At 70.6% G+C, this 11,655-nt stretch carries 12 protein-coding genes, 1 tRNA gene and 3 pseudogenes; 4 read left to right on the forward strand and 12 right to left on the reverse strand.

The features are described 5' to 3' along the window. A pseudogene (locus tag I53_RS01830) lies at positions 1-652 on the forward strand (aldehyde dehydrogenase (NADP(+))); the annotation flags it as partial. Between the two features lie 82 nt (positions 653-734). Then, positions 735-809 (forward strand) — tRNA-Gln (locus I53_RS01835). A 406-nt stretch (positions 810-1,215) separates the two neighbouring features. Here I53_RS01835 and I53_RS01840 read toward each other — a convergent pair. Next, positions 1,216-1,503: a hypothetical protein gene (locus tag I53_RS01840; RefSeq protein ID WP_043346034.1), complete on the reverse strand. Its 288-nt coding sequence runs from the start codon at positions 1,501-1,503 to the stop codon at positions 1,216-1,218. Between the two features lie 399 nt (positions 1,504-1,902). Here I53_RS01840 and I53_RS01845 point away from each other — a divergent pair, with 399 nt between their 5' ends. Further along, entirely contained in the window at positions 1,903-2,175 is a 273-nt protein-coding gene (locus tag I53_RS01845) for a hypothetical protein (protein ID WP_374701287.1), read from the forward strand. A gap of 334 nt (positions 2,176-2,509) precedes the next feature. On the opposite strand, the gene I53_RS01850 is transcribed toward I53_RS01845, so the two are convergent. The 9 genes and pseudogenes from I53_RS01850 to I53_RS36060 all read right to left on the reverse strand — a co-directional run. Beyond that, positions 2,510-4,153 carry an Ig-like domain-containing protein gene (locus tag I53_RS01850; protein WP_051044610.1) on the reverse strand — a complete coding sequence of 548 codons (1,644 nt, stop codon included), beginning with the start codon at positions 4,151-4,153 and terminating at the stop codon, positions 2,510-2,512. A gap of 102 nt (positions 4,154-4,255) precedes the next feature. Beyond that, entirely contained in the window at positions 4,256-4,735 is a 480-nt protein-coding gene (locus tag I53_RS01855; protein ID WP_043346035.1) for a YidB family protein, read from the reverse strand. A gap of 180 nt (positions 4,736-4,915) precedes the next feature. Then, positions 4,916-5,299: a CsbD family protein gene (locus tag I53_RS01860; protein ID WP_043346037.1), complete on the reverse strand. Its 384-nt coding sequence runs from the start codon at positions 5,297-5,299 to the stop codon at positions 4,916-4,918. 73 nt (positions 5,300-5,372) lie between these two features. Further along, the gene (locus I53_RS01865) at positions 5,373-5,576 is read right to left on the reverse strand and encodes a CsbD family protein (RefSeq protein ID WP_043346039.1); all 204 of its coding nucleotides are present in this window, start codon (positions 5,574-5,576) and stop codon (positions 5,373-5,375) included. Between the two features lie 82 nt (positions 5,577-5,658). Beyond that, the gene (locus I53_RS01870; RefSeq protein ID WP_043346041.1) at positions 5,659-6,582 is read right to left on the reverse strand and encodes a hypothetical protein; all 924 of its coding nucleotides are present in this window, start codon (positions 6,580-6,582) and stop codon (positions 5,659-5,661) included. 46 nt (positions 6,583-6,628) lie between these two features. Continuing rightward, positions 6,629-7,135 (reverse strand): CsbD family protein, encoded by a 507-nt coding sequence (locus I53_RS01875; RefSeq protein WP_043346042.1) that lies wholly within the window; start codon positions 7,133-7,135, stop codon positions 6,629-6,631. Positions 7,136-7,202: 67 nt separating this feature from the next. Next, a complete protein-coding gene (locus tag I53_RS30765; RefSeq protein ID WP_083935939.1) occupies positions 7,203-7,376 on the reverse strand; it encodes a CsbD family protein in 174 nt (57 codons plus the stop codon). Between the two features lie 93 nt (positions 7,377-7,469). Then, positions 7,470-7,658 carry a LuxR C-terminal-related transcriptional regulator gene (locus I53_RS36055; protein ID WP_374701288.1) on the reverse strand — a complete coding sequence of 63 codons (189 nt, stop codon included), beginning with the start codon at positions 7,656-7,658 and terminating at the stop codon, positions 7,470-7,472. Positions 7,659-7,733: 75 nt separating this feature from the next. Beyond that, a pseudogene (locus I53_RS36060) lies at positions 7,734-7,940 on the reverse strand (helix-turn-helix transcriptional regulator); the annotation flags it as partial. A gap of 211 nt (positions 7,941-8,151) precedes the next feature. Between I53_RS36060 and I53_RS30265 the strand changes: the two are divergent. Next, positions 8,152-8,472: a hypothetical protein gene (locus I53_RS30265; protein WP_139231553.1), complete on the forward strand. Its 321-nt coding sequence runs from the start codon at positions 8,152-8,154 to the stop codon at positions 8,470-8,472. 531 nt (positions 8,473-9,003) lie between these two features. Here I53_RS30265 and I53_RS01890 read toward each other — a convergent pair. Then, positions 9,004-11,042: pseudogene (locus tag I53_RS01890) on the reverse strand (YgiQ family radical SAM protein). 385 nt (positions 11,043-11,427) lie between these two features. Further along, positions 11,428-11,655 (reverse strand): hypothetical protein (locus I53_RS01895; protein ID WP_043346048.1); only part of this gene is annotated, 228 nt, incomplete at its 5' end.

Consider the following 11,655-nt stretch of genomic DNA (forward strand, 5'->3'; position numbering starts at 1 on the left):
TGGCGCTGCCGGCCCGGGCCTCGACGCCTTCCTGGAAGCGGCCGGCGCGGCCCTGCGCGACAGCCCCGCCGCGACCATGCTGACGCCCGGCATCCAGCGTGCCTACCGGGAGGCCGTCGCGCGGGTGGCCGGGCACGCCGCCGTCACCCGCATCGCCGAGGGTGCGGAGGGCGGGGTGACCCAGGGCCGGGCCAGCCTGTTCGCCACGGACTCGGACGTGTTCCTGGCGGATCCCGCGCTGCAGGAGGAGATGTTCGGGGCCTCGGGCCTCGTGGTGCGCTGCGCGGATCTCGCGGCGATGCGGGCGGTGCTGGAGCATCTGGAAGGCCAGCTCACGGCGGCGCTGCACCTCGCGCCGGAGGATCACGCGGCGGCGCGGGACCTGCTGCCGCTCCTGGAGCGCCGCGTCGGCCGCATCCTGGTCAACGGCTTCGGGACCGGGGTCGAGGTGGCGCACGCGATGGTGCATGGCGGCCCCTATCCGGCGACCTCGGACGGGCGCACGACTTCGGTGGGCAGCCTCGCCATCGACCGGTTCCTGAGGCCGGTGAGCTACCAGGACGTTCCCGACGCGCTGTTGCCGCCAGCGCTTCAGGCCGCCAATCCGCTGGGCCTGCCCCGCCGGATCGACGGCGTCCCCGAGCGCCGGTAAGCCGCTGCGGGCGGGGGCCAGACGGCCGCGATCCACCGCTTGCCAGGGGCGGGCGCGGCGTCTAGACAGCCTCCGCTCACCTTGGGGCGTCGCCAAGTGGTAAGGCAGCGGTTTTTGGTACCGCCATTCCCAGGTTCGAATCCTGGCGCCCCAGCCAAGCCTCCGCTAAGTCGTCGATCGAAGTGCAATCTGCCATCGACCGCCCCGGCGGCCGTGCCGATTGTATGCAGACCTGTTGCACGCGCCGGCCCACAGGGTCGGGCCGTTGACGGTTCGTTCCACCGTGTACCGTCGCGGGGTCGTATATGGGTGACGAAGGCGATTTTCTGACGATGAGTGGACTCGACCGTCCGGCGCTCCGACGCGGGGAAATCTGCCACGCTCGCTCTGAGCCTGGGCGCCACAGACCCATCGGGTGCGCGCACACGCGGCGGGGGGCGCGACGCCGAAAGTCTGCGCGTTCGTGATCATCACTCCATGCGTAGCGCCCACGATCCGCGACTGCCTTCGGACCTAAATCGATCGGGAGCGAAGCGCGCGGATCGCGCGCTTGCAACCTGATCTCACTGCCATCGGGTGATCCCCTCGTCGGCGACTGGTTTTTGCTCACGGGGAAACATGCGCGGGACTTCGGCGTCTTCGCCCGTCTGCAGGCACTGGCGGCCGCGAAGGATTTCGCGGCGGGGCACGACAGCGAACGCGATGCACGCCTGAAACGCGAAGGCTTCAGCCTGACGGAGCGCGGAACTCTCCGGTGGTGCGTCGAGCACGGTAATCTGCGCGATCTCGGGCGCTCGGACGAGACCGGTCGGCAGCGCATCCGCGCCGTGGCTCTGCGGTATGGCGACCAACGCGGGGGAGGGCGCGAACGGCTTCGAGCTCCGGCACACCCCCTGCTCGGCCGACCAGATCTCCGTCGTCCTCCGTCAGGTCGTCCGGAGCCGCCGGAGGATCAGGTCGGGCGGCCGGCCCATGTCGGCAGGCCAGGCCGGTCGCGTCACGAAGACCTGACGCGGCGAACGCCCAGGACAGGAGCAACCCTCTCTTCCATCGACGGCTCGCCTCCGTTCAAGCAATGTTCATTTTCGTCATCGCGGAGCATCGACGCGAACGGATCGTCATTCTGTAGTATGCCTCGGAAATTCAAGTGGTGAAATTCATGGAAATTTGCACCACGGCATCTTCATGACGCGCTCTGAATACCTAAATCGTCGCTGCGGCCACGGAGATGCCGCGGAGGGAAGATTATCATGATGAAGCGTGTCGCTGTGGCCGCTGTGGCGGCGAGTGCCCTTCTGGCCGCCGGTCAGGCGGCCGAGGCGAAGGGCTGCATCAAGGGTGCCATCGTCGGCGGCATTGCCGGCCACTATGCCGGGCACGGCGTCCTCGGCGCCGTCGGTGGCTGCGCCGCCGGCCGCGCCTTGGCCAACCGCCAGGCCGAGCGCCAGCGGGCAGCCCCGTCCGTGAATACCGGCGGCCGGGTGCGCCCCTCTCAGGGCGCCGGCGGCTACGTCAGCTACTGAACCGGAGTCGGCGCCGCGCCAGCGCGGCGCCGCACGGGCGCGGCCTCGCTCTGCAACACGCAGGCGGCTGGAGCATCGACAAGATGCGTCCGTCGCACGCGCCCGGACCGTCGAAGCCGACAGAGAGGCGCCAGGGGCCGGCACGGAGTGCTCGGCAGCGCCTGTCGATGCCATCCGGCCCTGTCACGTCGCACAGGTCCGATTGGTCGCTGTATCGGACCGGCCTAGCGGCGTCATAGCCGTCCCGAACCGAGGTTGACCCGCCGCCCAGACGAACCCGGACAACCCCGCCCACGCGGCGAAACCAGTCTTCGCAGCGTGGGAGATGACCCAGTCAGTCGCGCTTGCCGGTCTGGCCGGCGTCGACGACGTCCTTGTCCGGGAGCACGAGGACCTGTCCGGGATAGATGAGGTCCGGATCGCGGACCTGGTCCTGGTTGGCGTCGAAGATCAACGTGTAGCGTTCGCCCTCGCCGTAGGTCCGGCGGCTGATCGTCCAAAGATTGTCGCCACGCACGATGCGGGCTGTCTCGATCCGGGGGACGTAGACCGCGGCGGAGCCCGCCATGGCCCCGGACGGAATGTCAGCCGCCAAGCTGCCGGTGCCGGTGGGTCGCGCCGGGTCCGCCGGATTCGCGCGCGGCGCGGCGGCATATTCGGGGGGCCCTCGCTCCGACGGGTTTGGCACGGCGGTCTGCGGAGCTCCGCCCTGTTGGGTCGCCGCGTATTCCACCCCCTCGTCGTGGCCGGCACCGGGCGCCGTGAACGGCACCTCTGCCCGATCCCGGACCTTGCCCGTCGCGGGATCGACCAGATCGAGCCGGACCGTGTAGTGGCCGGGCTTCACGCCCTGGCCGATGGTGAATGTCACGGTGCCGTCGCGGCCCACCGTTGCCGGGGCGACCGGCGAATCGTTCAGGTAGAGCCGCAGGCTGGCCCCGGGGGCTGCCCGTCCGGTGACGAAGAGCTTGCCTCCGTCCTGGGCATCGATGCTGACGACCTTGGGCGATGCCGTCGTCGCGTCGGCGACGGGCTTCTCGGCCGGGCGAGCCCCTCGGGGTCTGGGATCGGTCGGCGACGTCGCCCCGCCTGCTCGGCGCGCGCCGGTCCCGATACCCGTCGTCGGGATGCCGGCATCGGCGCCCGGCTCGTCTCGCCCGGCGTTCGGCGGACCCGGCACCGTCGTGGAAGCCGGGTTACCCGGGGCCGGGCCGTCCGGCCGGGACAGGATCCGGGTCGGCGCGTCGGGCGACGACAGGGCGACGAGGGGTTTGGCATCCCGGGCCGGCGCGACCACCACCGCGACGCGGGTCGACGACCGTTGCGTGTCGCCCTTCGCATCCGTCGCACGCAGCCCGATCTCGCTGCTCCCGGCCGGGAGGGGCGGTGGCGTGAGGGTGAAGTGCCCTCCGGCATCGGCCTGCGCGCGCGCCACGGGTTGGCCATCGACGAGCACCTCGACGGACGCGTTCGGCGCCGCCCGTCCGGCGATCACGGCGTCGCCGTTCGGTTCGACGCGCACGACGTCGAACCCCGGCGCGGCCGATGCCGACGGGCGCGAAGGCGGACGGTTGGCCGGTGGGCCGGGCTCTTCGCGCGTCCGCGCCGACTGGGTCGTCCTCTCGTCCGCTTGGCTCGGCGTGCGGGCGGTCCCGGTGTCGGACGGCGGCAGGGCGGCGAGCGTCTGGCCCGCGCCGTCCGGCGCGCGAGACACGACCCCGAAGGTCGCGTCATGGCGCTCGTAGACGAGCCCGGCCAGCCCCGTCAGGATCAACAGGCACACGAGCCCGATAGCCAGCCCCCGCCTGCCGCCGGTCGTGCGGGGGGCCGGCACGGGAGCCGCAACCGGGACCGGGACCGCGGTCCGTTGCATGAGGCGTGTCCGCGGGCGCCGGCCGAGCAGGGCCACGACCACACCGAGGCCGGCAAGCGCGGCGATGAGCGCCGTGATGAGGATGCGACGCAGGGCGGTGATCATGGCGTGACGGTTCCCCCGCATCGTGCAAGCTGCCGCCTGATGCCGGCCCTGGTCGGCTGCCCGGCCGCCCCATGGGACGACCGGGACGTTCGGGTCCCGCTGTCAGGCGAAGCGGCGGCCGTCCGTCGCGTAGCGGTCGATGGCCGACGGCAGTTCGCGCGACAGGCGCGAAAGGATCTCCGAGCGGCTCAGGCCGGTCTGCTGGGTGAGGTGCTCCAGGGTCAGCGGGCCGATGGCGCGCTCAAGGTCCGGCTCGGCGATGTCGCGGTTGGCGCCCTGATTGACCCAGGACTTCGCCGTCTCGCCGTGGCCGCCCTTGGTGAAGTGCTCGACGAGCTCGGCCAACCCGCTGGCCAGCAGGCCGCCGACCCCGGCCGAGCCGACCCCGCCGAGCACGCGCTCGAGGTTGGAGGGAGCCGCGGACCCGGTCGCCGGGGAGGTCCGCGCCACCGGCGGCACGACCGACCCATGGGCGTCCCGGGCGGGGGTGCCGAGCCACTCCGCGATCTTGTCCCTGTTCTGGTAGCCCGCCACCGCGAGCAGGCCCAGCAGGGCGGTCATCGAGGGGTATCCCTTGCTCATGTCGCGTCCTTTCCGTGATGGATCGGCAGAAATCGCCGGGCTTGGCGGTCAGTAGCCGCGACGTGGCGGCGGCGTGGTCGCCCGGCCGGTGACGCGGCGCGTGACGAAGGCGATCACGCGCGGCAGCAGGAAGGCGGTCAGAAGCTTGCGGATCATCGGGATCTCCAGGGTGGCGCGGTGTCAGCGCGAGGAACGGGCGAGCCAGCCGAGCGCGAAGGCCACGCCGACGAAGGCGAGCAGCGTCGTGGTGCGGTTGGCATCGGCATAGCGGATCGCGCGGCGGCCGTGGGTCTGCACCCGGCGGCGGGCCTCCTGGGCGACATGGCGGCCGTCCTCGACGAGGTCGTCGGCGCGCTCCCAGACCTCGTGAGCGAGGTGACGGCCGTCCTCGGCGAGGTCCTCGGCCCGGTCGCGGGCGCGGCCGTAGGCGTATTGTGCGCCGCCGGCCACTTGATTGGCGGCGCCGCGCACTTGGCGGACCGGATCACCGGTCAGGCCGCCGACGGCGGTCTGGGCGCGACCCTGGAGGTGACGGGACGCGCCACGAATCTGGTCGCGGTTCATGGTTCACTCCTCTGCTCATCGGACACGGCTCTCTCGGGCGGCGCCGGCCGTACCGGCGCCGCTGGAGTCGCGATCAGTGCTTGCCGGTGACCTTGTCGGCGAGGTTCTTGGCGCCGTCCTTGACGTCGCCCACGGTCTTCTGCGCCTCGCCCTTCAGCTCCTGCGCCTTGCCCTCGGCCACGAGCTTGTCGTTGCCGGTCACGTTGCCGACGCCCTGCTTGACGTTGCCGACGGCCTCGTTGGCCAGACCCTTGAGCTTGTCGGTGGTGCTGCTCATCGTGCGCTCCTGCTTCGCGAGTGAGGCCGGATGCTCCGGCCGGTGAAGACCCCCGCCCGTGGGCGGGGGCCGGTGAAGGGGTTCAGACGCGGCGGGCGTCGTAGGAGGAGAGGAGCGTCGCCGGCTTCGGGGCGCCGAGGCGACCGCCGAAGAAGGCCGCCAGTGCGCCAAGGATCAGGGCGATGGCGGCGTAGAACGCGCCCTGGGTGGCGGCGGACTTCGCCGTGACGGCAGCGGCCTCAGCCTTCTGCTTGGCGGTGGTGACGGCCTGCTCGTACTGCTTCTGGTAGTCGTCGATCTGCGCCTTGGCCTGGTCGGGCGAGATACCCTGGGCCTTGGCCAGCGCGTCGGCGGCGCGGTTCTTGGCCTGCTCCTTCTGGGCGGGGTCACCGGTCAGCACGGCGCGCACCGCCGCCACCGCGGCATCACGAGCCGCCTGCGGGTCCTGGCCGGCGGCCTGCTGGCGGACCTTGTCCTCGATGCCGTCCAGCGGGTTCGAGATCTTCGACAGCGACGGCGCCGCCGCCTGGGCCGCCGTCTGCACGGTGCCGCCCACGAGGTTGCCCGCGCCGCCGAGCGCCCCAGAGACCGTGCTCAGCGTGCCGCCGACCAAGCCGCTGGCGGCCGAGGTCAGCAGGTAGAGCACGACCAGCGTCGTCACCGCCCAGGAGACGAGACCGTGCAGGGCGGCGGCGCCCGGCAGGGGCTTGCCCGAGAGCCGGCCCGCGATCAGCCCGCCGGCCAGCGAGGCGACGATGCCCGAGGCCACGAACCAGATGCCGGCGCCCATCGAGACGGTGGAGGCCGACGGGTTGTCGGCGGCGGTGGTGCCGACGGAGGCCAGGCCCACCCCGACGCCGACGAGGTTCACGATGACCTGGGTCACCAGGGCGGTGACGGCGCCGGCGAAGATGGCCCCCCAGGACACTTGGTTGAGCAGCACGGCACGCGTGTCGGCCTGCGTGGCTGTCGTGGCGAGGGGGGAAGCGGTCGTCTGGATGGTCACTCTTTCACTCCGGGTCTTGGGTCGTTCGAAGTCGTGGGTCGGCGGCTCAGTCGCGGGTGCCCGAGACGAGCAGGCCGAGGCCGAAGCCGACGGCGCCGGCGATCAGCAGGGAGGCGAGGGGGTACTCGGCGACCTGGCCGCTCACACCGCCTTGGCCATGGCGCAGGGCGCGAGCGCCGCGCTCGTAAGCGTCTTCCGCGTAATCGGAGGCGTCGTCGGCGGCGCGGCGCACGGAGCGACGGGCCCGGTCGAAGTGATCCTCGGCGGCGCCCTGCGCGCGGCGCGCCCGATCCTCGACGTCGTCGGAGCCGACGAGGCCGCCCACGGTCTCGCGAATTCGGCCGCCGATATCGCGGGCGGTGTCGGCGACGTGCTCGGCCGCGTCACGCACGGTGTCCTTGGCCTGGCCGTAGAGGTTCTCGGCCTGGCCGGCCGCCTCGCGGGCGCGCCCCTCGACCGAGTCCCGCCGCGAGCCGGTCAGATCGCCCACCGCGCCCTGCACCTTGCCGCCGATTTCCTTGGCGGCGCCCGTGATCCGATCCGTGTCAACCATGTCGTTCTCCTTGCGTGATGGTGGTGTGGGTCGGCGCCTCCGCGTCGGGGCGCCGGTCGAATTCGCGTCAGTCCCCACCCGGCTTGGCGGGCTGGATCCCGACGGACTTGGCGGCGCGGGCCTCGCGCTTCTGCCGTCGCCCCTCGGCCTCGACCCGGATGTCGCCGGTGAGCTTGCCGAGGGCTTCTTTGACCGAGCCCCTGAGGTGCTCGGCGGAAGTGGAACTCCTGTTTTCGGCCATGGGTGCTCCGTCGTGTTCGAGAAAACCCTGCACCGACGATGAGATGATCGTCCCGTCTCCGTGTTCAATGAGCAAATTATACCAGTACGGTAATCATTTTGCTCCAGAGACTTGTATCGGAAATCCGTTTCCTCGACCCCAGACGACCGCCTCCGACCCTTTGCGGACGCCGATCTTGCGGTGGATCGCGGCGTCGTGATTGCGTGAGAGGTTGAGCGTGCGGGCGTTGGCCGCGTTATTCCGGCCCGCGCAGACGAGGTTCAGGATCTGGCGCTCGCGCACCGTCAGGTTGACGGCGGATATCTTCGCCCGACCGACCTCCCGCCTTCGCAGGTTGGCGAGATTCTCGATGGCGCCACGGTCGCTGCGGTCGCGCAGGCAGAACCGGTCCCGGTACGCGTCCATGGTCGGCCCGAGCTCGTTCAGGCTCTCGGCACCCTGCATCGCCGGGGCGGCCGCGTTGGCACACCACGCGCTGGCCCAGTCGGGCTGGACCAGGATCTCGCCCTCACTCAGGCCGGCGATGATGGGCCGGAGTTCATGCCTGTCGACGTCCGCCGTCACCGCTTCCCAACCCCGTCCCGCGCTCACTGCCCCTCCGGCAGCCGGGCACAAACGGGTTGCGCACAAGCAGGTTCCAAAATTTATGTTATTATCCCGGTACGCACGTATCATTGACGCGGGGATCTGCGACTCAAGATTGATGCTCATCGCGCCTGCGGGACCGCCGGATGGTCCTGGGCGCCGCCCTCAAGACGACGGCGAGCCCACTCGCGTGCCCCATGTCGCCGAACAGTTTCGCTCGCCCGCCGTACACGGTGCCGTGATCTCGCCTGCGCGCGACGAAATCCGGCGAGGTCTGCGGAATTACTACTTAGACGTCGCGCTGCCCGATGAGAAATTCCCGTTGGCGGCCTCTTTCCGGCGCCCCTTGGAGGCGCTGGACACGGCCGAGACGCCGTCGGGCCACGGCTTCGCGGCCGAACTTGTCGCGGGGGTGCCGCATCTGCGTCGGTCTGCGCTGTCGCTGAACCGCGACGCCACCGAGAGCGACGACCTCGTGCAGTACACGTTGCTCAAGGCCCGGGAGCATTGAACCAGCTAGCGGCCCGGCGCTGCCTCGAAGGCGTGGCTTTTCACGATTCTGCGCTACAGGCACCGCGACGACCGGATAAAGTAACGGCGGGAGGTGCCCGACCCGGAGGGTTCGCACGCGGCAGGATTGTCGAGCCTCGCCGACCAGCAGCACCGGCTCGGACGTCCAGGGGTGCGCGACCGGCTCGAACTGGCCGGGGGAGCTGGCCCTCGTTTTCCGTCTCCAGCGGGGCCGGGATACTCAGGATGAAGGCGCTCGCGTCGGACTTGGCCCTCGCGCCTTCCCGGCCCGCAATCCTCCATCAGGGTCCACGACCCCGAAGCGCAGGTTGACGGCGTCTTGCGTGTCCCTCGGATCGAAGGCGCCCGCGTCGCCACGCGCGACCGCGCAAAGCCATCCGATTCCGAACACGCGCAAGCCGTGGCCATTGGTCCGCGCCCGACATCCATGGATGTCCGCGCTCGATCCATGTGGAAGCAGCCTCGGTCGAACGCAGCTCTCGGAAATCCGTCGATCAGCCGCGCGCGGTCATCACTTCCTCAGCGGCACGCCCTTCGTGGTGAAACGCGGCGCACCCGGATGGCGCATGGGGCGCGGCTGGCCACCCGCCTTGCCCGCACCGGCGCCCGTTCCCGGCGGCTGCGAGAGCGGAACGAGCTGGTCCGGCCTCGGCCCGATGAGATCCGCGCGACCCATCGCCCGCAGCGCCTCGCGCAGCAGGGGCCAGTTCTCGGGATCGTGGTAGCGCAGGAACGCCTTGTGCAGCCGGCGCTGCCGCATCCCCTTGATCGCGTCGACCGGCTCGCTGCCGCCGCGCCGCACGCCCTGCAACGGGTTGATCTCGGTGTGATACATGGTCGTGGCGGTGGCCATCGGCGAGGGCAGGAACGTCTGGACCTGATCGGCGCGATAGTCGTTCTTCTTGAGCCAGAGGGCGAGGTGCATCATGTCCTCGTCGGTCGTGCCCGGATGCGCCGCGATGAAATACGGGATCAGGTAGTATTTCTTGCCGGCCTGCTTGGCGGCGGCGTCGAACATCTCCTTGAAGCGGTCATACGTGCCGATGCCCGGCTTCATCATCAGGTCGAGGGGGCCGCGCTCGGTGTGCTCGGGCGCGATCTTGAGACGGCCGCCGACGTGATGGGTCACGAGCTCCTTGACGTATTCGGGGCTCCGGACCGCGAGGTCGTAGCGCACGCCGGAGGCGACCATGACCTTCTTGACGCCCTTCACCTCCCGGACCTTGCGATAGAGCCGGATCAGGTCGTCGTGCGAGGTGTTCAGGTTCGGGCAGATATCGGGAAAGACGCAGGACGGCAGCCGGCACGCCGCCTCGATCTTCGGGTCCTTGCACGCCATCCGGTACATGTTCGCCGTCGGCCCGCCGACATCCGAGATCACCCCCGTGAAGCCCGGCGTCTTGTCGCGGATCTTCTCGATCTCGCGCAGGATCGAGCCCTCCGAGCGGTTCTGGATGACGCGGCCCTCGTGCTCGGTGATGGAGCAGAAGGTGCAGCCGCCGAAGCAGCCGCGCATGATCGTCACCGAGAACTTGATCATGTCCCAGGCGGGGATTTTCGCGTCCCCGTAGGACGGATGGGGGGCGCGGGCGTAGGGCAGGTCGTAGACCGCATCCATCTCCTCGCTCGAGAGCGGGATCGGCGGCGGGTTCAGCCACAGGTCGCGGTCGCCGTGGCGCTGGACGAGCGGGCGGCATTGCCGGGATTGGCCTCCCGGTGCAGCACCCGCGAGGCGCGGGCATAGGCCTCCTTGTCGTCCTTGACCTGCTCGTAAGCGGGGAGCCGGATCACGGTCTCGCCGGGGCGGCGGGCGGCGGCCTCTTCGGTCGAATCGAGATCGTCGGCGGGCAGCTTGGTGTAATGCGCGGGCACCCGGCGGAACAGGGCGACGCCCCGGACCGCGTCGAGTTCCTGCGGCGCCTCGCCGGCCGCGAGGCGGTTCGCCACCTCGACCACGGCGCGCTCGGCATTGCCGTAGATCAGCAGATCGGCCTTCGCGTCCGCGAGGATCGAGCGGCGCACCTTGTCGGACCAGTAATCGTAGTGGGCGATGCGGCGCAGCGACGCCTCGATGCCGCCGAGCACGATCGGCACGTCCTTGTAGGCCTCGCGGCAGCGCTGCGTGTAGACGATGGTCGAGCGGTCCGGCCGCCGGCCGCCTTCGCCGCCGGCCGTGTAGGCGTCGTCGTGGCGCAGCCGGCGGTCCGCGGTGTAGCGGTTCACCATCGAGTCGAGATTGCCGCCGGTGACGCCGAAGAACAGTTTCGGCTTGCCCAGAACCTTGAACGGCTCGGCCGACTGCCAGTCCGGCTGGGCGATGATGCCGACCTTGAACCCCTGCGCTTCGAGCAGCCGGCCGATGATGGCCATGCCGAAGCTGGGGTGATCCACATAGGCATCGCCCGTCACCAGCACGATGTCGCAGGCGTCCCATCCGAGCGCCGCCATCTCGGCGCGGCTCATCGGCAGGAACGGCGCCGCCTTTCCGGCGGGCGGCGGTTGGCAGACGATGGGTGCCAAGGGTCGGTTGGCGGGCGCGTGGAGTTCCATGGGGTCTATGCATAGGCCGCCGAGGCCGCGAGCTCAACGAACCGCCGGAGGGAAGGCGGCCGTCGCCCCTGCATCAAACCTCGTGAGGCCGCCGGCACCGCCGCGGCCAAGGTCACGCGCCGATCCGGCTATGCGTGGCCGACGACGCCCCTCGCCGAGACCGCGCCTGAAGCGGGACCGGAACCTGGGGCTCTCCCGGAAAAGGACGCGATCCCTCCCGACCGTGATGCCCTCTGCCGTCGGCGCGGCCGCGCCCGACACGGGCCAGGACCGTCGGGGGCGGCGCTCGAACGCCTCCGGCGTGTGGTCATCACCCGGTCGGCTCCGAGGCCCGTCTTGCCCCTCAGGCCCGGCGGGAAGGCCGCTCTCGGGCCGAGCGGATCGCTCAGGGCACGCGCAGGCCGAGCTGCGCCTTGTCCGTGAGCCTTTCGTTGCGGAACGTGAGCGTGAGATTGGCCCCATACGTGCCCCGTCCGGGCCAGGAATAGGTCGCGCGCCGGACCCGGCCGATCGTCAGGTGCGAAATGCGACGGCCATCGCAACCCAGGCGTGCCCGCACCTGCCGATAGGTCATGCCTGTCTTGAGGGCCGCGTACCGCGCATGATCGACACG

Source organism: Methylobacterium sp. B1, assembly GCF_000333255.1.
Classification (GTDB): Bacteria; Pseudomonadota; Alphaproteobacteria; order Rhizobiales; family Beijerinckiaceae; genus Methylobacterium; species Methylobacterium fujisawaense.